We start from the raw sequence: 25,427 nt of genomic DNA, 5'->3' as shown, positions 1-25,427 counted from the left end.
AGGCCCTATTTCAGCTAAGTGAGATTTCTAGGGTCTAGTAAGGTTTCTAGCTCGTCTCTAGAGATGTCCGTCATTGCTTCAGCCACATCGATAACAGGCTTATTCTCTTTGTAAGCTGCTTTGGCAATTTCCGCGGCTTTAGCATAGCCAATGACAGGGTTAAGCGCGGTAACTAGGACAGGATTTCTATAAAGAGGCGCTTCAATGTTATCTTGATTCACTGTGAATCCTTCTATTGCTTGTTCGCCGATAAGCGTTGCACTGTTGGTCATTAGCGACAAGCTTGATAGTAGATTACTGGCAATCATAGGCAGCATGACATTGAGCTCAAAGTTTCCAGACTGCCCGCCTACAGTAATTGCCGCGTCGTTACCTATCACCTGTGCTGAAGCCATTGCCACCGCTTCAGGAATAACTGGGTTAACCTTGCCTGGCATAATCGATGATCCAGGCTGTAACGCAGGCAATGCTATTTCACCCAAACCTGCTAGCGGACCGGAATTCATCCAACGCAGGTCGTTAGCAATCTTCATAAGTGTTACAGCCAGGCTTTTCGTGGCACCTGAAAGCGTTACTGCGGTGTCTTGAGAACCAATAAGCGCAAAGAAATTATCTGCTGGTTTAAACGCGATATCGGTCAGCTCTCCTAGGGTGTCTGAAAATGTTGTTGCGAAGTCAGCATGAGCGTTTACACCCGTCCCCACCGCAGTGCCTCCCTGAGCAAGGGTTTGGATAGCAGGTTGCACAGCGCGAAGATTTTTTAACTGCTGCTTAAGTTGAGATGCCCATGCTAGTAGGCTTTGATCCATCCTTACTGGCATCGCATCCATTAAGTGAGTGCGCCCCGTTTTACAATATTGCGCGACAGACTTTGCTTTCGTTTCAATAATGCTAACCAAACCTTCCACAGCAGGCACTAGTTCATTTGACAAGGCATTAGCTGCGCTTACGTGAATGGTTGTTGGTATTACATCATTTGAACTTTGCCCGTAATTTACATGATCGTTCGGGTGAACCTTTTCACTTGAATAACGAGACGCCAAACGGGCTACTACTTCGTTGGCATTCATGTTTGTACTGGTACCGGACCCCGTCTGAAAGACATCTACCGGAAAATGCTGCATCACATCATCAAGGGCTAACAGTTCATCGCAGGCTTTAACTATCGCCAAACCGCGATCGCTATCTAGTGTTTTCAGCTTCATATTTGCTTGCGCTGCGGCTTTTTTTACAGTGAGCAACGCGCGTATAAAAGCTTCAGGCATGCGCTGCCCACTGACCGGAAAGTTTTGAATAGCACGTTGAGTTTGTGCGCCGTAAAGTGCATCTTCAGGCACTTGTAACTCACCCATGCTGTCCCGTTCTGTGCGTGTTGCTGTCATAATTCGTATCCTTGTGTTGATGTAACTTAATTTTCGGTGTGCTTATCACACTGTCATCAAAGGTCTACTCGGGCTATTAAGTGAAAACTAATAGTACTGAGTAGATATCCCCCTCGTTAGTCGCTTATAAAAAATGGGGGACTAGCACATGCATATCTATTTTTAATCTTGCAAGCGTAATTCGATCACTCTCAGTACAGGCGTAACGCTCAGCGTTAAGTAAAGGTTTATATAAGTGGTCTAAACAGGCATAACGCCACTCTTTACATACTAGTGGGTCGCAAATGACTTCATGCAGCAATTCAACAGCATTGTGGTAAATCGCAAACTTGTCGCTTTTTTGTGGTAATAAATTAGCGATGCAGGTCACACTGTCTAAATAGTTAACCAATACATCCAGTTCAATATCCTTGTGTCCAAAACGAATTTGTTTATGTGCATTTCGTATCGATGACATTAGCTTTTTCTTTTATCAAGAGCGCATCAAAAAATTACGCGGTGGATAAGCAAGAACTATTGATAGCAAACTCACCACAAAAACTCAAATGATAATTATTAGCATTTGACATGATCCAGTGCTATGCTTCTTCGTATTGAAGATGGAATCTTCTAATTCCACCGAAAGGTGCGGTTAATCTATATTCAAAGGATATTATTCATGATTAAGAAACTACTTGGCGGCACAGCCCTTTTCCTTTTAGCTTCCAGTGCATTTGCTAACGAATGTGAGACTACTGTGGAATCAAATGACGCGATGCAGTTCAATACAAAAAACGTAACGATTCCTGCAAGCTGCAGCGAATTTACCGTAACGCTTAAGCATACTGGTCAACTCCCGAAGCAATCTATGGGTCATAATTGGGTAATGACCACCAAGGCCAATGGGCAAGCGGTAGCAACAGATGGCATGAGTGCTGGACTCGATAATGACTACATTAAGCCTGGTGACGAACGTGTAATTGGCGCTACAGAGATTATTGGTGGTGGTGAACAAACTTCTACTACGTTTTCTGTTGAAGGTCTAAGTAAAGATGAAGAATACATGTTCTTCTGCTCCTTCCCCGGTCATATCGGAATTATGCAAGGCACGGTTACCCTTTCTAGCTAAGCGTATGCAATTTGCCGATAGGCAAACGGAAGGCGCACTTTCAATTGTGCGCCTTCAAAACAGTGTTCAGTAATTTAAGAGTGAAGTTGTAATGAATACAGCGTCCCACACATCGAAAAATGCAAAAGCGTTGGAGCGCGATAATTATCGGCCACGTTTTCTTGGTGGCTTTACTCAAGGTTTTATGCAAAGCACTCTTTACCCGCTGTTAGCTAACAAGCGTCTGCTTATGCCGCTATTAGTTATCGCCCTACTCACTTACAGCAGTACCCGCTCTGTGACGCTTTCAGTTTTATCAGACGCATACTTCCAAGTAGCAGCATTTGTTTATGCATCGCTTGCACTTTATTACGTGGCCACATTGCGGGTCTCAGCCGATGCTATTGGCAACTACATGAAAACCCACCCCGTCCACGAGGTAGGCCTTTCGGCACTGCTTGGTGCTTTACCCGGCTGTGGTGGTGCAATTATTGTAGTAACCCAGTACACACGAGGTGTTACCAGTTTTGGAGCCGTGGTAGCGGTATTAACCAGCACCATGGGAGATGCGGCGTTTCTATTACTAGCCCAAGCACCATTAGATGCGTTAACGGTAATGGCAGTAAGTGTCACCGTAGGCGCTGCAACGGGATTAGTGGTTAATAAATTCCATAATTATCGAGCACCTGAAACTGTTGATTCTAACCAAGAGCCCCTGAACACAGATAAACCGAAAGCACTAAGCCATAAAGCCGCTTCACTATCTACAGCATTCTGGATGATTGTGAGCTTACCGTCGCTAGCAATTGCCTTAGCGATGGCGTTTCAACTCCCCGTTCACCGTTACTTGGCTATCAGTGAGAATACACTAACACTAATTGGCGCCTGTTTGTGTATAGCAAGTTTGGTGCTTTGGTCACTATGTGGTTCTGGAAGCGGATACGCCTCTATTGCCAAAGAAGACGTCATTCCGTCCCCGCCTAAGTGGCAGGAAAAAGCCGCATTAGATACGCAATTTGTATTGGCATGGGTGATACTCGCATTTTTGATTTTCGAGCTTTCTGTTGTCTGGTTTGGACTAGACATAGCGGGAATGCTTAAAGCTATGGGACCTGGCTTGGTCGGCTTGGCTATTGTTATAGGTTTTCTACCCGGCTGCGGCCCTCAAATATTGGTCACCAGTTTGTATTTAAATGGCGCAGTCCCTTTTTCAGCTCAATTAGGCAACGCGATTAGTAACGATGGCGATGCCTTGTTTCCCGCTATCGCGCTTTCACCAAAGGCAGCCCTTATCGCTACTGTCTACTCTGCCATTCCAGCTTTTCTTGTAGGCTATGGCTACTGGTACCTGTTTGAATATTAACAAGATCATGCCCTAGTAATTATTAAGCTTTTACTTACCAAAACCATGGGCGTGAATAAATCATATGTGTGGAAAACCTAAGTATACCTAGCTATGTGCTTAGCTAAACTATGGTTGTTAGAGACTTACTCTACGTCAACTGAAAGCGCTTCGCTCCATGGGACGCTAACCTCATAGTTGCCCTTGCGGGTTTTATATTGATAAACCCGTGTAGTAAAATCAATAGACTCTACATCTAAATCCTCTTCGATATTAAGCGTTACGTTAACCGCTTGGAAAAAACGAAAACGATACTTAACGTCTTCAGCAAGTAGGCTTGAACTGCCAGATTCTAGCCTAACAGGCTTTCCATCTCTTTTGCCTACAATAGCAATATCTAAGTTGCCATTTATCACTGCTTTTCTCTGTTTAGATTGCAGTAAGACTAACCTGAGCTGATATGATGTATCGCTTAATTTAAAGATCTCTACCCCTTCAATAGCAAAGCCGTCATCGCTTTTCTCGGGCGCCATAACACGCTCATAGAAGCTTAACAGCTCTTGTTGTGCTTCTAGCTCTTTCTTCTGTTCACTTAACGTTTTTGCGATATTTTCTGACTCGAGTGAGGCAAGTTCCACGGCTACTTCAAGCTGATTTACTTTCGTCGTTAGCGCATTATTTTCTTCAGACAAAATAGCAATAGTTTCCTTTTGAGCCTGCACTTTCTTGCTGTCGCCTTCGTCAATAATTCGCGCCAGCTTGTAACCGAACCCAATCATGACGAACATGATGAGCGCTACCATCAAGGTCCATTTATAGTTGCCTAAAAATTTTTTTAATTGGTCTGTCGTCATAATTTCTTCAATAAAAAACTACAAAAACGCTAACGCGTTCTAAATATTATGAATTTTAAGTGTTTATGGTAAGCTGCTAGCTACGTTAATCTACTGTACCACAACATGCGCTTGCAGGCTTTAAGAGAGGAGTTAGCTCATCCACGCACTACTATTCAGTTGTGCATGCTGGGCATTGTAGGGGGAACCTGCGCGGCGCTTATTATCATACTGTTTCGACTATGCGTTGAATGGCTTCAAGAAACAGGGGTATCGTCGCTTAAGTCAGTTCTTGCTTACGACTGGTTAGTGTGGCTTATCATGCCGCTTATTAGTGTTGGCTTAATACTATTCATTGCTTTTCTCACTGGCTTCAAACACTACCGCTTGGGTATTCCTTTCGTTATTCACCGGGTAAAATACTATTACGGTCATATTCCGTTTCGAACGACCATCAATCAGTTCTTTGGCGGTATGCTAGCGCTTGCTGGAGGCTTCGTCGTAGGAAGAGAAGGTCCTTCTGTTCATATGGGAGCATCGGGCAGTAGTTTTCTTGGGCAATGGCTTCGTCTGCCCTATAACAGTATTAGAATTCTTGCAGGCTGTGGCATTGCTGCGGGCATTTCTGCATCGTTTAATACCCCTTTCGCTGCCGTTATCTTTGTAATGGAAGTCGTGCTTCGAGAATACAAAATCCACATATTTGTACCTATTATGCTGGCCGCAGCCTGTGGCTCTGTGCTTACCCGTATTGTATTTGGAGAGGTCAACGAACTTTCGTTCTTATCTTTCAATGCCTTTAGCCAGTGGATGTATTTCTATTTAGTACTGTTAGGCATTTTACTGGGTATGTTGGCTGTGCTTTTTAATAGCCAACTTATGCGTGTTATGACCTGGTTCCGACCGGTTTCTATGGTGTGGCGTTTAATACTTGCAGCGCTAATTACCGGTACTATAGGTATGTTTATACCTGAGGCACTTGGGGCGAATTTTATCGATGTAGAGCACTTATTCGATAGTTCACCTGGCGCGCTATTGTTGGTATCTACCCTTGTGTTTAAGGTTATCTTAGCGGTATTTGCTATCGGCCTTGGTATTCCTGGAGGGATCATAGGCCCGGTGATGGTTATCGGTATGCTCGCTGGTGCCGTGCTTTTATTGCCGCTATCCTACTTTATCAACGTGCCTGAGTTCACTAACAGCTTCGCATTGCTAGGTATTGCGGGTATGTTGACGGCGGTATTACACGCGCCTCTCGCTGCACTATCTGCGGTTATGGAGCTTTCCTATAGCCCTCAAATCATTCTGCCAGCCATGCTGGTGATAGTACCTGCTTACGTAACTTCAACGCAGTTTTTCGGCAACCGCTCTATTTTTATACGTCAGCTTGACTATCAGAATCTACCATACGCCATTTCATCTATCCGAGAGGCTCTTGAAAAGACCGGTGTACTGGCAGCAATGAATAGAGATTATAAGCTTTTTCACGATGCCCCAGAACAAGCGCTAATTAACTATTTAGAAGGCGATCCGACAAAAATTGTCATTCAGAAATCAAAATTTGAAATAGATGTGCAGTATAAACTGGTCCAATACAATGTAAGTTTGGAACACGATGCCTCCGCGTTAAACTATTATGAAATGGAAGGCATCAGCGCGCAGTCTACGCTGCACGAAGTATACGAACATCTTAAAAATTCGCGCTCTGGCGCAGTTTATATTTACGATCAGGAGCTTAACGATATCATTGGCGTAGTAACCTGGAATATTTTGCAAAGCTTCTTACAAAAGGCACACTACTAATATGTACATTTTATGGTTTAAGGCACTGCACATCTTTTTCATGCTGGCGTGGATGGCAGGTCTTTTCTATTTACCACGACTTTTCGTTTATCACGCCACGACTAAGTCTCAAATAGTTAAAGATGAATTTAAAGTTATGGAGCGCCGATTGTGGCTCTTCGTTACTCCATTCGCCTTATTAACTCTGGCATTCGGCGTTGCGCTTATTGTCAGCTATGGTGGCACCTGGTTTAAAATGTCAGGATGGCTTCACATAAAATTGCTGCTGCTACTTGCTATTTACGCTTACCACTTCTATTTGTTTAAGTTGATGAAGCAGTTCGCACGAGATGAAAATAGGCACACTCCACGCTTCTATCGCTTTTTGAATGAAGCCCCAGTGTTAATTATTCTCGCAGTTGTATGTCTAGCTGTAGTTAAACCCTTCTAGGGCTTAGCTACACGCAGACATCCATAGTCAGTAAGGAAGTCAGTATTCAAGGAATTCGTACTACAGTGTGATGCAAAAAAGTTTTTGAATCTTTATGTAGAGAGTGTTGTAGACATCACACATAGCCGCCCGAGAGTCACGATATATCGGGTTTATTGAATTGTTTTTATCGGAATGTTTACCATGGATGACAGTAATCAACACCTCAAACACCTACTACAACAGACGGATATTGCGTTTAAGGCGCTAATGAGAGAGCCAGCCTCTATACTGTTAAATGAGCAATACGAGAAGGCGAAACTTGAGCTAGATAGCTACACGGCTTCGCTAAAACACACGTTAAATCAACGTCACCAACAGCAACGGCAGCGTTAACCAGCTACGGTGAGACCGATTATATTAAGCCTTAAGTAACTTTGTTAAAGGTTTCGAATTGATTGGGTAGTGCTTGCGCCAGCTCTCCGGATAACTTTGTGTAATCTGCGAGTACCGATGGCAACTGCTTAACAAGCATGTGTATATTACTTTCAAGCTGTGCAACTTGCGTTTCGTTTCTGTAGGACAAAGCCAATTCTATATTGGCAAGCGTTGAAAAAAGTTTTAAACAACGGGACAACCTCGCCTCCGCAGGTTCAGCTAGTTTATCCTTGTCGTCACTTGTATTCTGTGCAGAGCGCTTATCAAGATGGTTCCAAGCATTTTGCCACACTGGCTCTAACTGCTTATGTACTTGTAAAAGCCCGTTCAGCCAGCTTTCTAATTCCTTTGAAGGCCTCATCACTCCTTTCACTTCTATCGCTTCGGTGAGTTCACTAGATAAAGGTGGTTTACTCTGGCGCATTAAATCTAAATGGGAGCGCAAGCCGTTCATCAGGGTATCTGCAAGCTTATCGACATCTTTATCTACTAGCTTGCTATCACTAGATTGAATGAGCCAAGGCATCCATTGCTCGGGCATGGGGATTTCTGGTGCGGCGGCAACCGCAAAGATCATCCCATCAACCTGATAAGCATTCGGAAGTACATTTTTGAAATTGGGATGCGAAACAATATCGCTGATGATGTGTACTGGAAACCCGTCTTTCATCATTACCTTCCTTTTTTAATTTGCGTTCTCTTTCTCGAAACGGTAGTCTGCGCGGCCACTTTGCAGAGGGCGTGTTTTCTGACCTTATACTTCTCCCACATAGTTGGGGTTAGGCACGCAGAAAAAATAAGTCCTTTGCACTGGGTACGCGACAATAGGTTTAAAACCAATCTGTTACTGTATTGGTTTAGCGGTACTGTTGCGTGCTCGCCCACCTATTGTCATGATAGCAAAACTTAACTAAGAGTCGTTGCAATGGCAAAAGATAAATCAGGATATATCATCGCGGCCGCCTTCATTGGCCCTGGAACAGTAACTACAGCAAGCTTGGCGGGTGCAAACTTTGGTTTTCACTTGGTATGGGCGCTACTTTTTTCCATTTTTGCAACCATAGTATTGCAAGACATGGCGGCACGTCTTGGTGTAGCAAGTGGCCAAGGCCTGGCAAGCGCAATGAAAAACATGGCGTATAAGCCATGGCTTAAAAACGCCTTCATTGTGCTCATTGTTAGCGCTATTGGCATTGGTAACGCAGCCTATGAATCGGGCAACCTAACCGGCGCAGCAATCGGCCTGGACGCGTTTATCAATATAGGCATTGGTCCGTGGGCCAGTATATTAGGCACTATCGCAATTGTGTTGCTATGGTCAGGCAGCTACAAGTGGATAGAAACAGTATTGGTGTATCTTGTTTTTATCATGGCGGGGGTATTTTTAGTGACGCTGCTTGTAGCCAAGCCTGATATTGCTGCTATGTTTAGCCAGCTTACTTCACCGCGACTAGACACAGATGCTATTACCACTGTGCTAGCCCTCATTGGTACAACCATTGTGCCATACAACTTATTCCTTCACGCCAGCCTAGTTGCGAAATCGTCAAAAGGGCAGGATAAAAATGACGCCGTAATAGCCTGTCGAAACCAGTCGGCTAGGGCAATCAGTATGGGAGGGCTTATTACCCTTATCGTAATGGCAACAGCAATGATGGCGTTCTTCAATCAAGCGGCCACTATGGACGCTTCGAACATGGGCGAGCAGCTAAAACCGGTTTTAGGTGACAAAGCACAGTGGTTCTTTGCATTAGGTTTGTTCGCAGCCGGTTTAACCAGCGCCATTACAGCGCCTTTAGCCGCCGCTTATGCCGTAACTGGCGCGCTAGGACTATCTGATGATATGCAAAGTAAAAGCTTTAAAGCTGTTTGGTTCATTATCATTGTTGTAGGGGTAAGTGTTGCAGCACTTGGCTTTAAGCCCCTACCTGCTATTTTGTTTGCGCAGGCAACTAATGCCCTACTGCTACCTATTATCGCGATATTTTTGCTGGTCGTTATGAACAAAAGCACAGCGCTGGGTGAGTTTAGAAACACGTGGAAAAGTAATCTGGCAGGCTTTGTGGTAGTAGGCACAGTGATTGGTTTAGGCCTATATAAACTGATCGGTGTTTTCAGCTAACACCTTTGAGGTGTGGGGTCAGAGTCCTGACTCTGACCCCACAGTTTTTTTTAGCTGGCGAGACGTTGGAGTATGTCTTGAAGCATGGATTTGCTGCAGCCAAAATTGATTCTGAAATGATCCGCTTTGTGGAAATCAATACCCGGAGATGGGCCAACGCCCTTCTCTTCCGCCCACTGTTGAACGTTTTCTACGCCAAGCCCGCTGGCGTCTACCCATGCTAGAAACGTCGCATCGGCTTTTAGCATTTTAAGCCCGTCAATACTGTTGATGGTGTTAAACACCATGTCTCTGTTTTCACGTAAGTAGCTAAGCTGCTGCTGATGCCAATCGTCACACTGAGTAAATGCAGCTTCTGTTGCCGCTAAGCCTAATACGGTTACCCACGGCACTATGCCTGCTGCGGCATTAGTAAATGCCTGACGCAGTTGGCGATTAGGAATAATGGCAAAAGACGTACCTAACCCCGCAATATTGAATGTTTTACTGGCAGCCATAAGCGTTACGCTATTTTCAGCAAGATTAGCCTCGCGGCCTGCTGGGATATGCTGCTTCCCGTCTTCTAAAATAAGGTCACAGTGTATTTCATCAGAGCAAAGCTTAACATTGTTCGCATTACAGATTTCGGCAATGCGGTCCAGCTCCGCTTTTGAAAGTACCGAACCTACAGGGTTCATTGGGTTACAAAGAATAAACAGCTTGCACTTAGGATCCGCAGCTTCTTTTTCTAACGCGTCAAAGTCCAGTGTATAGCGCGCTCCATCGACTTCACTGATTCTATCTAAACGTTCACCGTTCGCGCTTTCTACAACCGTACCTATATCTACTCGCTCTAGGCCGTTTAGCTTTGGCGCCGCCAGCAGTGGCGGGTAATTAGGCGTTTGAATAAGCACTTTATCGCCGGGGTCACAATACGCTTTGCACGCTACGTTGAACGCAGGTACAACTCCTGGTGTCCACACTAGCCACTCGGGCTGGATTTCCCAATTATGCTTGTCTTTAAGCCATCGTACTACAGCCTGAATAGCACCAGCGTGATGGGCAGGCAGTATATACCCCATATTGCCATGTTCAACTTGACCAGAGATGGCATCTAAGATTGGCTGAGCACATCGAAACTCGGTATCAGCCACCCAAGCAGGAATGATGTCTTTTCCTTTGTACTTTTGCCATTTGAACGAAAACGTATCTTTTCTAGAAGGGGTATTATCGAATAAGGCGCTCACATTACATCCTGTTGCTCAAAAACTTATGACACCAGTGTAGAATTTTAGCGCCTCATAAACTAGGGGCTTAAGATGAATTAACTCAGATTTGCTATATCGAAATGTACTTTTATAGAGGTAAAGTTTAGGCGCTAAATGAGCAATGCCAAGGTGGACTCTTCCATTTCATACCGGGTTACGGTGAAAGCCTGTTTACTTTCGCTATTGTGTGTTCGTTATTAAGTGGTCGCGTCAGTGAAGCCGTGCCATGTCAAAAAAGCTTTAAGGCTAATTTGCTTGTGTGACTGCTTCTTTCGACTTTTGAACCAGCTCTTCCATATTCAGGGGTTTAGCTAAAAAGCCTGATACTTGAAGTTTACGTGCTTCAATAACGAGCTCTTTGTTAGGGTCGGCAGTAATAAGCAAAAAAGGGACGTCCAAACCAGACGACTGACAAGTTTTTAAAAGGCTAAGCCCGTCATAATCCGGCATTATTTGGTCGCTTATGATCAAGCTTATAGTGTCGGAAGTTTGTTGCAGCAAGAAATCTCTTGCAAATTTACTACGCGTAAATGGAAAAACAGTAGCGTCTAACTGCGTCTCTAAGGCATCAGTAATAAGGTCTAGCGTAATAGGATCATCTTCAACAACGGCTACAGAAAACACTACCCTTCCCCTTTTGTTAGGTCATTAGCCGTCGATATTACAACGACTTAGCTTACGAGTTAATGCGTAAACATGTACTTGAATAAGCATAGAAGCTCTAAGCATGTTTGACCACTAACCTTTGGTCGATATTTACGCTTTTCGATGTTCACTATTACAGTGAATTAACTGAGTTGGTGATTTCGAAAAGAAAACCTTCAACCGTTCAAAAATAGGAAAGCCTAGCGGCAAATATTGGTTTATTAAAATTCAATCGCTAAATAAAAAATGCCAGCAAAAGCTGGCATTTTTAAAGTCGATGTAGTCTTAAAGGATATTAAGACTTAGGTGCGCGTGATGCACGCTTACGTTCGTTTTCTGTAAGAAGCTTCTTACGAATACGGATAGACTCAGGTGTTACTTCTACTAGTTCGTCATCATCGATGAACTCAAGCGCTTGCTCAAGAGACATTCTGATTGGTGGAACTAGGGTTTGCGCTTCGTCAGTACCAGAGGCACGAACGTTTGTAAGCTGCTTACCTTTAAGTGCGTTTACAGTTAGGTCATTGTCACGGCTGTGAATACCAATAACCATACCTTCGTACACTTCAACACCGTGACCGATAAATAGGCGACCACGCTCTTGCAGGTTAAACAGGGCGTTAGTTAATGCTTTACCGTTTGCGTTTGCGATAAGTACACCGTTTTTACGCTTACCGATAATACCGCCCTTATATGGACCGTAGTGATCGAACGTGTGGTAAAGCAAACCAGAGCCAGACGTCATTGTCATAAAGTCTGTTTGGAAACCAATTAGGCCACGGCTTGGAATAATGAAGTCGATACGTACACGACCTTTGCCATCTGGAGACATATCGGTCATTTCGGCTTTACGAAGACCAAGCTGTTCCATGATTGAGCCTTGGTGCTCTTCTTCACAGTCAATCGTTAGTGTTTCGTAAGGTTCTTGAGTTTCACCATCAACTTCTTTCAGAATTACTTCTGGACGAGATACAGCTAGCTCGTAACCTTCACGACGCATGTTTTCAATAAGAATACCAAGGTGAAGTTCACCACGACCTGATACGCGGAACTTATCAGGGTCTTGAGTTTCTTCAACGCGAAGCGCAACGTTGTGTACTAGTTCGTCGTTAAGACGCTCTAGGATATTACGTGACGTTACATACTTACCTTCTTTACCCGCAAACGGAGACGTGTTTACCTGGAAGGTCATGGTTACAGTAGGCTCATCAACCGTAAGTGGCGGAAGCGCTTCAACTGTGTTTTGGTCACAGATTGTGTCAGAGATCTTAAGTTCGCCAAGACCTGTAATAGCAATGATGTCGCCAGCATGCGCTGATTCAACTTCATGACGTGCAAGACCAAGATAGCCGTAAACTAAGCCAACTTTACCATTACGTTTTTCGCCATCAGCAGTAACAACAGTCACTTGTTGGTTTGGCTTAACTGAACCGCGCTTAACACGACCCACACCGATTACACCTACGTATGAGTTGTAATCAAGCTGAGAAATCTGCATTTGGAAAGGACCGTCTACGTCTGCATCAGGTGCAGAAACTTGTTCAACGATAGTTTCAAATAGTGCATTCATGTCTTCTTGAGGCTCGTCTGCATCGTGTGATGCCCAGCCATTTAGTGCAGAAGCGTAAACAACTTGGAAGTCAAGCTGCTCATCAGTTGCGCCTAAGTTATCGAAAAGGTCGAATACTTGATCCATTACCCAATCAGGGCGTGCGCCAGGCTTGTCGATTTTATTAATAACAACAATTGGCTTAAGACCTTGAGCAAATGCCTTTTGCGTAACGAAACGCGTTTGTGGCATTGGGCCTTCTTGTGCATCTACAAGTAGAAGTACAGAGTCAGCCATTGACATTACACGTTCTACTTCACCACCGAAGTCAGCGTGTCCTGGGGTGTCTACGATGTTGATTCGGTAGTCATTCCAGTTAATCGCTGTGTTCTTAGCTAGGATGGTAATGCCACGTTCTTTCTCGATGTCGTTCGAGTCCATTACACGTTCTTCTTGCTCGCCTCGAGATTCAAGGGTGCCAGACTGCTGTAACAGTTTGTCTACCAGGGTGGTTTTACCGTGGTCAACGTGGGCGATGATTGCGATGTTACGCAATTTACTAATATCAGTGGTATTCATGCTTAATATAGAGCCTGTGTAAATCGATGCCAACTTAATTCGGGAATCGAATAAGTCTGCATTAGATTTGTTGCAAAAAAATGCAGATAGAGAAATTTGCGCGGATTGTACAGAAAAACCACGACGTTTGCGCACCTTTTTTTGATAAGAAGTCACTTTTATTAGAATTAACTCTTTAGCTTAAAAAATAGACAATATTAATTGCACCGAATTGAGCAGAGACGGTGGTGGTGTGATAGAAAGTGATCTAGGCTAGATGACATAAAAGTAACAATAAAGCACCACTATGGAGCATTGACGCACCCTTCTGGTGCATTGCTATTCAAATGGAAGTGATAGATGCCTGTCCATGCCACAAAAACCGGCATGCTTGTAAATGGCATGATAATCGCTTTCACTTTTGCCACTGTTGGAGTGAAGCTGATCATTCCGCATTTTTACATTAAACCTGGAGGACACGATGTCAGTAGATAAGGCATTAGAACTGATTAAAGAAAGTGAAGCGAAGTTTGTAGATTTACGTTTTACCGACACCAAAGGTAAAGAACAACACGTATCAATTCCTGCAAGTGTTGTTGATGAAGAATTCTTCGAAGAAGGTAAAATGTTCGACGGTTCTTCAATTGCTGGTTGGAAAGGCATCAACGAATCAGATATGGTTCTTCTTCCAGACGCAGACAGCTGCGTAGTAGACCCTTTCGCAGAAGAAACACAAGTAAACATCCGTTGTGACATTGTTGAGCCTTCAACAATGGAAGGTTACGAGCGTGACCCACGCTCTGTTGCACGTCGCGCAGAAGAGTACTTGAAATCTACAGGTATCGGCGACACATGCTTCTTCGGCCCAGAGCCAGAGTTCTTTCTTTTCGACGACGTGCGTTTCCACACAGATATGGCGGGTTCGTTCTACAAGATTGACTCTTCAGAAGCAAAGTGGAACTCAGGTGAAGAATTCGAAGGCGGCAACATGGCTCACCGCCCTGGCGTTAAAGGCGGCTACTTCCCAGTACCTCCGGTAGATTCTGCTCACGACATTCGTGCTGCTATGTGTATGGTTATGGAAGAAATGGGCCTTGTAATTGAAGCTCACCACCACGAAGTAGCGACTGCAGGTCAAAACGAAATCGCTTGTGAATTCAACACGCTAGTTAAGAAAGCGGATGAAATTCAAGTTTACAAGTATGTGGTACACAACGTTGCGCACGCATACGGCCAAACTGCTACCTTTATGCCTAAGCCACTTGTTGGCGATAACGGTTCTGGTATGCACTGTCACCAGTCTATCTCTAAAGACGGCGTGAACATCTTCGCAGGTGATAAATATGCAGGTCTTTCTGAAGAAGCGCTTTACTACATCGGTGGTATCATCAAGCACGCGCGTGCAATCAATGCCTTCGCTAACGCTTCTACTAACTCTTACAAGCGTCTAGTTCCTGGCTTCGAAGCGCCGGTAATGCTTGCATACTCTGCACGTAACCGTTCTGCATCAATTCGTATTCCTCACGTAACTAGCGATAAAGCGCGTCGTATTGAAGTACGTTTCCCTGACCCAACAGCTAACCCTTACCTTGCATTCTCTGCGATGCTAATGGCTGGCCTTGACGGTATCAAAAACAAGATCCACCCTGGCGATGCTATGGATAAAGACTTGTACGATCTACCTGCAGAAGAAGCGGCTGAAATTCCAACTGTTGCAAGCTCGCTTGAAATGGCACTTGAAGCACTTGATAACGACCGTGACTTCCTTAAAGCCGGTGGCGTAATGACTGACGACATGATCGATGCATACATCGACCTTAAGTCAGAAGAAGTAACTAAACTTAACATGACAACTCACCCAGTTGAGTTCGACATGTACTACAGCGTGTAATAACACACTGTATAGCGATATATACTAAAGCCCGCTCTGCGGGCTTTTTTTATGTTTGCAATTTAACTACTATGTCATTGTGTCTGCGCTAAAAGTGGCTTATACGTTTGCTTACCTTGGGCAGTAAACTAAGGGCTGCCTTATTTGAGTACCGCTTAAAAGATTTAGCCACAGGCCTCTTATGATAAAAGTAGTAAGCTGGCAGTTTTCAAATACAATGATTAGGTAACAACACGTGCAAAACATGATGCGATATATCTGCTTAACTTCCCTATTATTGTGTTGCAGTAATGGAGTGTTACCTTTGCAAGCCGCTACGCTTGGTTTAGAGCAAGACAATGCGCAGCAAGAACCACTGACGAACGAGGCAGAACGAGCTCCCGATGCATCGACTACGACGTCCCCATCGACTACAACAATCTATAAGGTGGTAGGAAAAGACGGCTCTATTACTTTCACCGATAAGCCGCAAAAAAATGCTGAGCCGTTGGCATTCGATGATAAAACGCAAAACGTAGTTACAGCAGCCAAAGTTGCCCCCCCACCACCGCTTAAGCCTGATGCCCCTAAACCAAATTATCGCGTAGTTATCAAATCTCCTGCACCAGAAGCAACTATTAGAAATAATCTAGGTGAGTTAATTATTTCTGCGGCACAAACTGGTGCACCCAAAGCGCCCATCTATCGCTTAATTTTCGATAACGCCCCATTTGCAAGCAATAGTTCAGGCGTATTTAAACTTTCAGGTATCCATCGTGGAGCACATACCTACAAAGTTGAGCTAACGAACAATACGGGCAAGACTCTTGCATCGTCTCCAGAACAAACCCTTTACCTACATCAGGCATCGGCGTTAATTAATAACTAATAGCGTGCAATCATTGTTCTGTAAGCGCACCACCGAGGTTCAGTAGACTATGTTTGCTTAGCCTCTTACTCGCGCATCGCATCATTGCAAGCTACAATGCACAATTATAGTGCAAAGGAGACGAGCTCGGATGCATTCCACCGAGTTAGAAACACAACAGCTTATAAATAGCCTAAACACAGCGTTGGTAATGGTAGATAACAAACTTACCATTGTTTACGCTAACCACTCGGGTGAAGCTTTGTTCGAAACAGGCTTGAAGCAACTTATCGGGCACCCGCTTCAAGACTTTTTCTTACCGGGAACAATAGAGACTACCCGACTAAAAGCGGCCATTAGAAAAGGTGAAGACTTTACCGAGAATGAAATTAAGCTAGCGTTCAGAGACAACCGCTATGTTTCTGCCGATTTGACCGTTACCAACTTACACTTTGACGATGGCCCTCGACTGCTGTTCGAAGTCAAAAAGATTGATCAACAAAAACGAATTTCTCGCGAAAACTTACAAAACGCACAACATTATGCGGCTCGAGAGCTAGTACGTGGTTTAGCGCATGAGATAAAAAATCCACTAGGTGGCATTCGCGGCGCGGCGCAGCTTTTAGAAAAGGAGCTGTCGGAAGAACATAAAGAATTCACCCGTATGATCATTGAGCAGTCTGACCGTCTGCGCAACCTGGTAGACCGTTTGCTAGGACCGAATTCACTGCCTAGATTCGAAGAAAGCAATGTGCATCAAGCACTTGAAAAAATACGTAGTCTTATGCGTTTTGATTCAGACAACCCTATAACCATAGTTCGCGACTATGACCCTAGCATACCACCACTTTTACTAGACCCAGACATGATTCAGCAGGCGGTGCTCAATATAGTCAGGAATAGTATTCAGGCTTTAACCGAGAGCCAAACCCCTAACCCAGAAATTAGGCTAGTTACGCGAATAGAGCGCCAGATGACGATTCAAACAAAACGTCATGCGCTGGTAGCAAAAATAAAAATTATAGATAACGGCCCGGGTATTCCCGCTGAAATTAAAGACACACTTTTCTATCCCATGGTCACAAGTAAACAAAATGGCTCTGGGCTGGGTTTGTCTATTTCACAAACCCTTATTAACCACCACGGCGGCAAAATAGATGTAGACAGCTACCCTGGTCACACTGAGTTCGTAATTTACCTACCAATAGATCGTAAGGAGACAGACGATGACGAATGAGTCTGTGTGGATTGTCGATGATGACAGTTCTATTCGTTGGGTGCTGCAAAAGGCCTTACAAGCCGCTGACATCAGCTGCTTGAGTTTTGAAAACCCTGAAGATTTATTGCTTCAACTTCAAAGCGGCCAAGCCCCCGAAGTCATCATTTCAGACATAAGAATGCCACAAATGGACGGCATGACATTACTGAACGAGGTGCACGCTTCCCATCCGTTGCTTCCCGTTATCATTATGACGGCGCATTCGGATTTAGACAGTGCGGTAAACGCTTATCAAAAAGGGGCATTTGAATACTTGCCAAAACCTTTTGATATTGACGAAGCGGTAACCTTAACCCAGCGCGCCCTTGCTCATGCAAGAGAGCAGTCGACGGTATCCAAATCACAAGTTGAAGACGTTGTAACCGAGATAATTGGTGAAGCACCTGCTATGCAGGAAGTTTTCCGTGCTATAGGTCGACTTTCACGTTCTTCGATAAGCGTGCTTATCAACGGCCAATCAGGTACGGGTAAAGAACTGGTAGCGCACGCACTTCACAGACACAGCCCTAGATCGAGTAAGCCTTTCATTGCGCTTAATATGGCGGCCATACCTGCAGATCTTGTAGAATCTGAACTGTTTGGTCATGAAAAAGGCGCCTTTACCGGTGCACAAGCGGCACGCCAAGGGCGTTTTGAGCAAGCTGACGGCGGTACACTTTTCTTAGATGAAATAGGCGATATGCCGTTAGATGTGCAAACCCGCCTTTTGCGAGTACTCGCGGATGGTCAGTTTTATCGCGTAGGTGGCCATCAGTCGGTAAGCGTTGATGTACGCATTATTGCAGCAACCCACCAAAACCTAGAGCAGCGCGTTGCTGAAGGAAAATTTAGGGAAGATTTATTTCACCGCCTAAACGTTATTCGTGTGCACCTTCCATCGCTGAACGAGCGCCGAGAAGATATTCCTTTGTTAACGCGTCACTTCCTTCGCCGAGCAGCCAAAGAACTTGATGTGGAAGCAAAAAGCATTTCAAAAGAAGCTGAGCGCGTTATGTCTCAGTTACCGTGGCCGGGTAACGTACGGCAGTTAGAAAACGTGTGCCGCTGGTTAACGGTGATGGCGAGTGGACAAGAAGTCTTACCGAGCGATCTGCCGCCAGAAATTCACAGCGATAGCAGTATCGAAAAACCTAGTGCCGAATCGGGTGATTGGCCAGAATTACTTGCGAGTTGGACCGACAAACAACTACGCGATGGTCACCATAATATTCTTAACGACGCTATGCTTACTTTCGAACGCGTTATGCTTGAGCGAGCACTCCAGCACACGCATGGTCACAAGCAAGATGCAGCTAAGCGTTTAGGTTGGGGGCGAAATACCCTTACCCGTAAACTAAAGGAATTAGGGGTAAATTAAACCTGCTTCGCTTCTTGAAGTAGCTGAGAAGCCTTTAGCTGAATTAGGCTCTCAGCCAACATCACGTAGCAAGATAAGGGCAGCGTTTACTGCCCTTTAGTCAAAAGCGCAGTCATAGCTTGATTAAACAGCCTCACCCACTTCATACTGAACTGTCCTTTGGCACTGCGATTTATCTCGATCACCGCTTCTTTTTTGGAAAGCACATTATCTTCATTGTGCGCTCTGGGGTGCGTCATTGCATCGTAGGTATCGACAATGGCAAGTAGCTTCGCGCCTTCACAGATATCGTCTTCTTTTATGCCTAGCGGATAACCGGTCCCATCCGTGCGCTCATGGTGTTGCATCACTATTTTACGTGCCATGTCCCATTGATCTAGGTGCTCTAACAAACGGGCGCTTTTGTAAACATGAGATCGCATCAGATTAAACTCGATATCAGTCAATTCATCGCCTTTATGCAGCAGCTTTAACGGCATGAAGGCCATGCCAAAATCATGAACGTAACTGGCTACCGCCAGCTGGTCTTCGTCAATTGGATTTTCAGCGACATCGTTAATGTACATGGCCAACTTAGCAATGCGATCACCTCGTCCAACCCAATAGTTAGAACGCCGCTCAATGGTTTGCATAAGATCGCGGAAAAACAAAATATCTTGTTTCTTCTCGCTGCTAATGTCTTTAGGTATACCTGTCGCAGCTAATGTGGGCGGCTTTATTTGCACGTTTTCAGGGTCGTCGCCGTCAGCGACAATGTCTAACGCAGGGTTGAGTAACAACACAGCTTCAGTAAGACGTTTTTCATGTTCAGCAGAATTGTCAGGCGTAACACGACTGATAGCCAGCACTAGCTGGTTGTGAAGATTGTCATCATACTCGGCCTTACCGTCAGCCATTACAGCTTCGACAAAGGCTTTTACCCTGTCCATGGTAAGAAGTACCAAATCACTCATAGTGCTGGTATATGCCACCTGCCCTTTGCGCAAATAATCGAGTAAATCTTCAACATGCTGCAAAAGGGGGATCATAGGAGAGAAATTAACCAAGCCTAAATCGCCCTTAATAGTGTGGATTGAACGAAACAGGGCCCGTTGCAACTCGTTATCTTCCGGCCGAAGCTCTAATTCAATCAAAGTTTGCTCACTTGATTCATAGAGTTCGTTAATTTCCTCCATAAGGTCAGCAAGAATATCTTCTTCTAGGTCGTCTGGAGTAAATGTCTGCATGTAATGAATACCGAGTTAGGTTCTATTAAGCTTTCTATTATTGTAATTCGGTATCGGCAAAATTTCCTCATACTAAAGGCGATAAAAAAGAGCTTTCACAAGTAATGACCAAATTAGATCTAAACGCTGTAAAAACTCATCGGACAAGTGTACGCTGAAACTTCATCTATACTGCGCGCGTCAATTGTATCTAGGAGTTGTTTTGATCGCTTTATTTCGCATACCGGCACTATTTATCGCCTTTTTATTAATCAACATTATTTTGCTGATCATTTGTATTGTGCGCCCTTTTCACAAAGACAACGTGCATGCTGCCGGTAGTTTGTATTCGCTTATGGCTAAAATAGTGGGCCTCAAAATTATTATAAAAAGAGACCCCGCTGTAAAAACGAACGAGCCCTATGTTTTCATCGCTAATCACCAAAACAGCTTTGACGTTATTACAATTTGTAAGGCAGCACTTCCCGGCGTAGTTACCATCGGTAAAAAGAGTTTGAAATGGATCCCTATTTTCGGCCAAATTTATTGGCTGTCGGGGAATATCATGATCGATAGAAAAAATTCAGGAAAAGCGCGAAACACCTTAGATATTGCCGCTAACCGCATCGCTAAAAAGAAAACGTCTGTGTGGCTATTCCCTGAAGGTACCCGAAGTTACGGCAGAGGCATTTTGCCGTTTAAACAAGGGGCTTTTCGTTTAGCCAAAACCACTAATGAACCTGTTGTTATGGTTACAGCGAGCAACCTGCATAAGAAGGTTAAATGGAACCGCTGGAACAATGGAATTGTGCTGATTGATATTGCAGCGCCTCAACCACTGACCGAAGAACATACAATTAAAGAGTGGATGGTGCACTTCAATGATGAAATGAAACAAAAGTTTGATGTGCTTAATACACAGGTCGATGAACTGGAAAAAAGCAGGTAAACTTGCGCCTAAATTGCTAACGAGTGTTTATTATGACCCAGTTCGATGAAAGAGAAGAGTGGTACGAGTTTAACCAAGAAACTATTGATGCCCTTCTAGAAGATGGCAGTCAAGCAGATGCCGACTATACCATTGAGCACCATTTCGCCAGTACCGACTTCGACGTATTAGAAAAAGCCGCTGTAGATGCCTTTAAAGCGGGCTTTGAGGTGACTGACGCCGAAGAGCTAATTCTTGATGACGGCGAAACCATTTTTTGCTTCGACGCCGTGGTAGAAAGAAAGCTAGATATTGAAAAGCTTAATGCTGATTCAGACGCACTGTTAAAAATTGCCGACAAACACGATGTAACCTACGATGGATGGGGCACCTATTTTGAACCGCGTGAAGAAGGCGAGTACGAAGAAGAAGACTATCACTTCGACGACTAATTCTTAAATTCCCCGATAAAGCTGAAGGGGTATTAAGTTACTCTTCAGCTTTTGTTCATCTTTTTTATTCAACAATGACCCTGTCATTATCGATTGGAAAAGGATGGACAGATGAAAAACTTAGTATCAGCACTTACAGCATATTCTGCTATCGTCACATTACAGCTTGCGTTTTTGTCACCTGTGCATGCAAATACTGATAATAGTTCAGAAGAAAAACAGGTTAACTCAACTGAATTCCGCTACGACAAACCCTTTGCCGCCGCTGAATCACTACAGCCAAAAACCACGAGTGAATTGGTCAATGATAGTGTTGTCGAGCAATCTACAGATAAGGCCAACGCACAACACACTACACACGCCCAAACGAATAAGCATCAACAACACCTAGGTTTAACCAAGTCATCAAGCGATATTGTAGTTAGCAGCGTTAATGAATTTTGGATTTATGAAAGTTGGGTAACGCTAGAACAAGATATCGATTACGATGGCTATCACTCCACGTTTTCGATTGAATTTGATGCCGACACTATCTTTACTCGAGCACCGGTATACGCTGTATTGTATTTAGGTAAAGACGGTATTTACGATGCCATTCACGTGTCGTCTGAGTTTTATATTTATTCAGAAGATTCAACCGATACCTTTACCATCGAAAGCTCATTGGTATCTGGTTTCCCTCCTGGTGAATACGACATACTGCTAGAACTTTACGATGCCGACACTGAAGAGCTAGTGGCATTTACCGATGCCTATGATGACAGCGCCCTTGCCTATCTTCCTCTTGAAAGCGAAAACAACGAGTACATCGTAGAGGATACGGTAGTAATAGTAGAAGAACACGGCGGTGCTTGGTCGCTACTTCCATTGTTTCTGCTGGGAGGCATTGTGCTTACGCGACGCTTAAACAAATCTTCTCGCCACTAATTTATTCTTTTACATTTATCCTTGCCAAAAGCTGTTTTAAACACAGCTTTTGGCTATTTTTTAAACTAAAGTCTAATATGTAAGTTGAACCCTCTCTTTAATTGATGTTGATTCGCCAATGTACAAAAAAACGGTACATACTGACGCTTTCAAGTGGTGTAGTGCAATGAGCTTCAACAATGTTAACTTGTTCAATCTATTAGAAAACACGCAAATTGGTGTGGTCATTCACAACGCGACTGGCGCTGTGGAGTACGCCAACCCTGCTGCGTTGTTGATGCTTAAATTAAGTCTTGAGGCGCTTAAAAACAAAAGTATGGATGCTGAGACGTGGGAGTTCATTGATAGGCAAAACCGACGGATTTCCTACAATGAATTACCCGTAGTTCGCGTACTATCGACGGGTAAACCTGTAGATAATCAAATAGTAGGCATTATCGACAAAACCACAGAAACGAAAGCTTGGTTTAGTGTAAATGCCTACCCAGAGAAACATAGCGGGAACGGTATTACACCGCCCTTTGTAGTCGTTTACTTTACGAACATCACCAAGAAAATAAACGACTTTTCCTATAAAGACATTGTGCAAAATTCACAAGACATGATCTTGGTGACAGAAGCGGAAAACCTCAATGCCCCACTCTCGCCTAAGATAATTTACGCCAATGAAGCTCTCTGTAAACATACTGAGTATTCCTTCGAAGAGCTAATAGGCGAAACACCCAGAATTTTTCAGGGAACCCTAACAGACAAATCCTCTACCGATCGCATTCGCCAAGCCCTTGTTGAACAAATTCCGTGTACTGAGACACTGCTGAACTATACGAAAACAGGTACACCGTTCTGGGTACAAATGAATATATTCCCTCTAACAAACGATTTTGGTGAAGTTACGCATTTTGCTGCGGTTCAGCGCAATGTAAGCGAGATGAAGTTTCAGTCTGAACAGCTGGATAAAAGAAATTCAGAGCTAAAAAGAATAAAACAAGATTTAGAGAACTTGGTTCACGAACGTACAAGTGAGCTGCGAGATGCAAACCTGAAATTAGAAAAGCTGGCATATTTTGACGCCTTAACCAATATTCCTAACAGGCGAGCGTTTATGGATGCGTTCTCTAAATCTTTAATGTTTGCCAAGCGCAACAACCATGAAGTTCTGGTAGGCATTGCAGATGTTGATCACTTTAAATCAATAAACGACAACAATGGCCATGGGTTTGGCGATGAAGTCCTGACTATCGTTGCGCAAACAATGCAGAGTTTTTTTCGCGCCGAAGACGCAATAGGCAGAATTGGAGGGGAAGAATTTGCTTTTTGCATTGTGCTTTTAAGTCAGGTTTCCCCCTACCAAATACTAGATAGACTAAGGCAGAAAATAAGCAAATTACACGAAACCCAGCCGCTTTTAAAAGGGCATAAAATCACGGTAAGTATTGGGGCAGTGCAAACAAAGGAGCTCCAGCACAAAAGCACTAAACAGCTTTTGACCTATGCTGATAAAGCGCTTTATAAAGCCAAAAACAATGGCCGAAATACGGTGGAGTGCATTCAGGAAGATACTAAAATTTCACAAATTTCAGCGTCAGAGCCATTGGACGATACATCACGGGAAGCGCTCTAAACTACATCAAAAAAAAGCGCATACCACTCACTTTAAAAATGCTCGCGCTGTTAAACACTAGGCCTCTTAGTGATCCTTATAAACCATCCCCCTTCGACGGTTGAATATCTTCGACCTCCACAACCACTTTTTCAACAATCTTCTTACTTTTTTTGGTAACAAAATGAAATAAGTGCCAGAATGTATCAAAGGAACTTCTTTATACGGAATTTCACAATGCCTACTAAGCCTTCTAAAAACAATGACTCTTCAGCATCACGCCGAACTTTACTAAAAGGCGGTCTAGCGTTTGGATTATCAGCCGGCATAACACCTTTCGCTATAGGTAAAGCTAAGCCAACACTTCGGGTTATGGGAACTCACGTTACTTTACAGGAGGCTATTCGTCAGCGGGCTATCGAAGACTTAGGTATTAACATAGTGTTTGAACCTGGCGGCAGTGCCACTGTTTTGCAAAAAGCCTCTATGAATCCCAACTCCTTTGATTTATACGAACAATGGTCAAATAGCATTAACGTGCTGTGGCGTGCGAAGGCTATTCAACCGATACAAAAAAAGCGCCTTCGCTATTGGGAAGAAATAAATGACTTAAGCAAAACCGGTAAGCTCACTGAAAACGCTCGCATGGGCGCGGGCGACGCTCCCCACAAGATTCTTAATGTGCAAGGAGATGGCTCTTTGGGTGAGAAGCACACCGATACCATCAGCTTTTTACCTTATGTGCACAACGTGGACTCATTTGGTTACGACACTTCAAAACTCCCCGCTGAACTAAAAGGGCAAGAAGAAAGTTGGGGATGGCTGTTAGACCGTAATTTTTCTGGAAAAGTGGGCATTGTGAACGACCCTACTATCGGGCTATTCGATTTAGCGCTAGCAGCACAAGCTAAAGGGTTTATCACTTTTAAAGATATTGGTGCGATCACGGAATACGAGCTAGACGACCTGTTTAACCTGCTTATAGAGTTAAATCAGTTGAATCACTTTAGTGGGTTTTGGACATCGGTTCCCGAATCTGTTGAATTTATGAAAAGTGGCCGGGTTGCCATTGAAAGTATGTTCTCCCCAGCGGTCTCTGCGCTAAATGGCCAGAATATTCCCGTCACATTTGCAGCCCCTAAAGAAGGGTATAGAGGATGGCACGGCGTCATGTGCCTTTCTTCTGCTACCCAAGGAAGAATGAAAGATGTAGCTTACGAATATATGAATTGGTGGCTTTCAGGCTGGCCTGGTGCATTTATAGCAAGACAAGGCTATTACATTTCAAACCCTCAACGTTCTGCCGAGTATTTGTCGCAAGCTGAGTGGGACTATTGGTATAGAGGGCAAATTGCCTCCACACCGCTAAAAGGCCCAGATGGCAAGGTGAGTGTACAAAAAGGCGCGCAGCGGACCGGCGGTAGTTATGAAGAGCGCTTTAGCAACGTTGCAGTTTGGAATACGGTTATGCCAAGCTATGAATATAGCTTACAAAAGTGGTACGAATTTATCACTGCATAAAACAG

General features: G+C 44.1%; 23 protein-coding genes. 15 read left to right on the top strand and 8 right to left on the bottom strand.

The window, feature by feature from the left end; genetic code table 11:
* Positions 1–14: 14 nt before the first annotated feature.
* Positions 15–1,382 carry a class II fumarate hydratase gene (locus ACYX4N_RS05965; RefSeq protein WP_476055926.1) on the bottom strand — a complete coding sequence of 456 codons (1,368 nt, stop codon included), beginning with the start codon at positions 1,380–1,382 and terminating at the stop codon, positions 15–17.
* A 124-nt stretch (positions 1,383–1,506) separates the two neighbouring features.
* Positions 1,507–1,839 (bottom strand): hypothetical protein, encoded by a 333-nt coding sequence (locus tag ACYX4N_RS05960; protein ID WP_476055925.1) that lies wholly within the window; start codon positions 1,837–1,839, stop codon positions 1,507–1,509.
* A gap of 201 nt (positions 1,840–2,040) precedes the next feature.
* On the opposite strand from ACYX4N_RS05960, the gene azu reads away from it, so the two are divergent.
* Positions 2,041–2,490: an azurin gene (gene azu / locus ACYX4N_RS05955; RefSeq protein ID WP_474805204.1), complete on the top strand. Its 450-nt coding sequence runs from the start codon at positions 2,041–2,043 to the stop codon at positions 2,488–2,490.
* Positions 2,491–2,581: 91 nt separating this feature from the next.
* Positions 2,582–3,832 carry a putative manganese transporter gene (locus ACYX4N_RS05950; RefSeq protein ID WP_476055924.1) on the top strand — a complete coding sequence of 417 codons (1,251 nt, stop codon included), beginning with the start codon at positions 2,582–2,584 and terminating at the stop codon, positions 3,830–3,832.
* 125 nt (positions 3,833–3,957) lie between these two features.
* On the opposite strand, the gene ACYX4N_RS05945 is transcribed toward ACYX4N_RS05950, so the two are convergent.
* Positions 3,958–4,665, bottom strand: coding sequence for a DUF6776 family protein (locus tag ACYX4N_RS05945; protein WP_476055923.1), 708 nt, complete (start codon positions 4,663–4,665; stop codon positions 3,958–3,960).
* A gap of 105 nt (positions 4,666–4,770) precedes the next feature.
* Between ACYX4N_RS05945 and ACYX4N_RS05940 the strand changes: the two genes are divergently transcribed.
* From ACYX4N_RS05940 to ACYX4N_RS05930, 3 genes are all read left to right on the top strand, one after another.
* On the top strand, positions 4,771–6,447 hold the full coding sequence (locus ACYX4N_RS05940) for a chloride channel protein (protein WP_476055922.1): 1,677 nt from the start codon (positions 4,771–4,773) through the stop codon (positions 6,445–6,447).
* A 1-nt stretch (position 6,448) separates the two neighbouring features.
* Positions 6,449–6,877, top strand: a complete 429-nt coding sequence (locus ACYX4N_RS05935) for a CopD family protein (RefSeq protein ID WP_474805196.1) — start codon at positions 6,449–6,451, stop codon at positions 6,875–6,877.
* Between the two features lie 183 nt (positions 6,878–7,060).
* Positions 7,061–7,252 carry a hypothetical protein gene (locus ACYX4N_RS05930; protein WP_474805194.1) on the top strand — a complete coding sequence of 64 codons (192 nt, stop codon included), beginning with the start codon at positions 7,061–7,063 and terminating at the stop codon, positions 7,250–7,252.
* A gap of 31 nt (positions 7,253–7,283) precedes the next feature.
* Here ACYX4N_RS05930 and ACYX4N_RS05925 read toward each other — a convergent pair whose 3' ends face one another.
* Positions 7,284–7,967 carry a UPF0149 family protein gene (locus ACYX4N_RS05925; RefSeq protein ID WP_474805192.1) on the bottom strand — a complete coding sequence of 228 codons (684 nt, stop codon included), beginning with the start codon at positions 7,965–7,967 and terminating at the stop codon, positions 7,284–7,286.
* 252 nt (positions 7,968–8,219) lie between these two features.
* Between ACYX4N_RS05925 and ACYX4N_RS05920 the strand changes: the two genes are divergently transcribed.
* The gene (locus tag ACYX4N_RS05920) at positions 8,220–9,416 is read left to right on the top strand and encodes an Nramp family divalent metal transporter (RefSeq protein ID WP_476055921.1); all 1,197 of its coding nucleotides are present in this window, start codon (positions 8,220–8,222) and stop codon (positions 9,414–9,416) included.
* A gap of 50 nt (positions 9,417–9,466) precedes the next feature.
* Here ACYX4N_RS05920 and ACYX4N_RS05915 read toward each other — a convergent pair whose 3' ends face one another.
* The 3 genes from ACYX4N_RS05915 to typA all read right to left on the bottom strand — a co-directional run bounded on the left by ACYX4N_RS05915 (position 9,467) and on the right by typA (position 13,436).
* Positions 9,467–10,642: a MalY/PatB family protein gene (locus ACYX4N_RS05915; protein ID WP_476055920.1), complete on the bottom strand. Its 1,176-nt coding sequence runs from the start codon at positions 10,640–10,642 to the stop codon at positions 9,467–9,469.
* A gap of 267 nt (positions 10,643–10,909) precedes the next feature.
* A complete protein-coding gene (locus ACYX4N_RS05910; RefSeq protein ID WP_476055919.1) occupies positions 10,910–11,287 on the bottom strand; it encodes a response regulator in 378 nt (125 codons plus the stop codon).
* Between the two features lie 316 nt (positions 11,288–11,603).
* Entirely contained in the window at positions 11,604–13,436 is a 1,833-nt protein-coding gene (gene typA, locus ACYX4N_RS05905; protein WP_474871671.1) for a translational GTPase TypA, read from the bottom strand.
* 460 nt (positions 13,437–13,896) lie between these two features.
* Here typA and glnA point away from each other — a divergent pair, with 460 nt between their 5' ends.
* The 4 genes from glnA (at position 13,897) to glnG (ending at position 18,789) form a co-directional block, all read left to right on the top strand.
* Positions 13,897–15,306: a glutamate--ammonia ligase gene (gene glnA, locus ACYX4N_RS05900; RefSeq protein WP_020746516.1), complete on the top strand. Its 1,410-nt coding sequence runs from the start codon at positions 13,897–13,899 to the stop codon at positions 15,304–15,306.
* 295 nt (positions 15,307–15,601) lie between these two features.
* Positions 15,602–16,174, top strand: coding sequence for a DUF4124 domain-containing protein (locus ACYX4N_RS05895; protein WP_476055918.1), 573 nt, complete (start codon positions 15,602–15,604; stop codon positions 16,172–16,174).
* A gap of 130 nt (positions 16,175–16,304) precedes the next feature.
* Entirely contained in the window at positions 16,305–17,390 is a 1,086-nt protein-coding gene (gene glnL / locus ACYX4N_RS05890; RefSeq protein WP_476055917.1) for a nitrogen regulation protein NR(II), read from the top strand.
* Positions 17,380–18,789 carry a nitrogen regulation protein NR(I) gene (gene glnG, locus ACYX4N_RS05885; RefSeq protein WP_474805179.1) on the top strand — a complete coding sequence of 470 codons (1,410 nt, stop codon included), beginning with the start codon at positions 17,380–17,382 and terminating at the stop codon, positions 18,787–18,789. The genes glnL and glnG overlap by 11 nt, the downstream gene beginning before the upstream one ends.
* Positions 18,790–18,875: 86 nt before the next feature.
* Here glnG and ACYX4N_RS05880 read toward each other — a convergent pair whose 3' ends face one another.
* On the bottom strand, positions 18,876–20,015 hold the full coding sequence (locus tag ACYX4N_RS05880; protein ID WP_476055916.1) for an HD-GYP domain-containing protein: 1,140 nt from the start codon (positions 20,013–20,015) through the stop codon (positions 18,876–18,878).
* 202 nt (positions 20,016–20,217) lie between these two features.
* Here ACYX4N_RS05880 and ACYX4N_RS05875 point away from each other — a divergent pair, with 202 nt between their 5' ends.
* The 5 genes from ACYX4N_RS05875 to ACYX4N_RS05855 all read left to right on the top strand — a co-directional run bounded on the left by ACYX4N_RS05875 (position 20,218) and on the right by ACYX4N_RS05855 (position 25,422).
* Positions 20,218–20,943, top strand: coding sequence for a 1-acylglycerol-3-phosphate O-acyltransferase (locus ACYX4N_RS05875; RefSeq protein WP_476055915.1), 726 nt, complete (start codon positions 20,218–20,220; stop codon positions 20,941–20,943).
* Between the two features lie 32 nt (positions 20,944–20,975).
* Positions 20,976–21,374: a ribonuclease E inhibitor RraB gene (rraB, locus tag ACYX4N_RS05870; RefSeq protein WP_474805173.1), complete on the top strand. Its 399-nt coding sequence runs from the start codon at positions 20,976–20,978 to the stop codon at positions 21,372–21,374.
* A gap of 111 nt (positions 21,375–21,485) precedes the next feature.
* On the top strand, positions 21,486–22,301 hold the full coding sequence (locus ACYX4N_RS05865; RefSeq protein WP_476055914.1) for a choice-of-anchor H family protein: 816 nt from the start codon (positions 21,486–21,488) through the stop codon (positions 22,299–22,301).
* A gap of 166 nt (positions 22,302–22,467) precedes the next feature.
* Complete coding sequence (locus ACYX4N_RS05860) at positions 22,468–23,922, top strand: sensor domain-containing diguanylate cyclase (protein ID WP_476055913.1); 1,455 nt, start codon at positions 22,468–22,470, stop codon at positions 23,920–23,922.
* A 216-nt stretch (positions 23,923–24,138) separates the two neighbouring features.
* Entirely contained in the window at positions 24,139–25,422 is a 1,284-nt protein-coding gene (locus ACYX4N_RS05855; RefSeq protein ID WP_474805166.1) for an ABC transporter substrate-binding protein, read from the top strand.
* Positions 25,423–25,427: the final 5 nt, after the last annotated feature.

It is taken from the genome of Alteromonas sp. ABH4_452, assembly GCF_056311825.1.
The sequence above is the reverse complement of the archived record's forward strand: the minus strand, read 5'-3'. Positions and strand labels throughout refer to the sequence as shown.

Coding starts and splice junctions, on each gene's coding strand:
- glnL (WP_476055917.1), top strand. CDS start 16,305: ATGCATTCCACCGAGTTAGAAACACAACAGCTTATAAATAGCCTAAAC.
- ACYX4N_RS05940 (WP_476055922.1), top strand. CDS start 4,771: ATGCGCTTGCAGGCTTTAAGAGAGGAGTTAGCTCATCCACGCACTACT.
- ACYX4N_RS05880 (WP_476055916.1), bottom strand. CDS start 20,015: ATGCAGACATTTACTCCAGACGACCTAGAAGAAGATATTCTTGCTGAC.
- ACYX4N_RS05945 (WP_476055923.1), bottom strand. CDS start 4,665: ATGACGACAGACCAATTAAAAAAATTTTTAGGCAACTATAAATGGACC.
- ACYX4N_RS05860 (WP_476055913.1), top strand. CDS start 22,468: ATGAGCTTCAACAATGTTAACTTGTTCAATCTATTAGAAAACACGCAA.
- ACYX4N_RS05920 (WP_476055921.1), top strand. CDS start 8,220: ATGGCAAAAGATAAATCAGGATATATCATCGCGGCCGCCTTCATTGGC.
- ACYX4N_RS05855 (WP_474805166.1), top strand. CDS start 24,139: ATGCCTACTAAGCCTTCTAAAAACAATGACTCTTCAGCATCACGCCGA.
- ACYX4N_RS05925 (WP_474805192.1), bottom strand. CDS start 7,967: ATGATGAAAGACGGGTTTCCAGTACACATCATCAGCGATATTGTTTCG.
- azu (WP_474805204.1), top strand. CDS start 2,041: ATGATTAAGAAACTACTTGGCGGCACAGCCCTTTTCCTTTTAGCTTCC.
- ACYX4N_RS05930 (WP_474805194.1), top strand. CDS start 7,061: ATGGATGACAGTAATCAACACCTCAAACACCTACTACAACAGACGGAT.
- ACYX4N_RS05960 (WP_476055925.1), bottom strand. CDS start 1,839: ATGTCATCGATACGAAATGCACATAAACAAATTCGTTTTGGACACAAG.
- glnA (WP_020746516.1), top strand. CDS start 13,897: ATGTCAGTAGATAAGGCATTAGAACTGATTAAAGAAAGTGAAGCGAAG.
- ACYX4N_RS05865 (WP_476055914.1), top strand. CDS start 21,486: ATGAAAAACTTAGTATCAGCACTTACAGCATATTCTGCTATCGTCACA.
- rraB (WP_474805173.1), top strand. CDS start 20,976: ATGACCCAGTTCGATGAAAGAGAAGAGTGGTACGAGTTTAACCAAGAA.
- ACYX4N_RS05950 (WP_476055924.1), top strand. CDS start 2,582: ATGAATACAGCGTCCCACACATCGAAAAATGCAAAAGCGTTGGAGCGC.
- ACYX4N_RS05935 (WP_474805196.1), top strand. CDS start 6,449: ATGTACATTTTATGGTTTAAGGCACTGCACATCTTTTTCATGCTGGCG.
- typA (WP_474871671.1), bottom strand. CDS start 13,436: ATGAATACCACTGATATTAGTAAATTGCGTAACATCGCAATCATCGCC.
- ACYX4N_RS05965 (WP_476055926.1), bottom strand. CDS start 1,382: ATGACAGCAACACGCACAGAACGGGACAGCATGGGTGAGTTACAAGTG.
- glnG (WP_474805179.1), top strand. CDS start 17,380: ATGACGAATGAGTCTGTGTGGATTGTCGATGATGACAGTTCTATTCGT.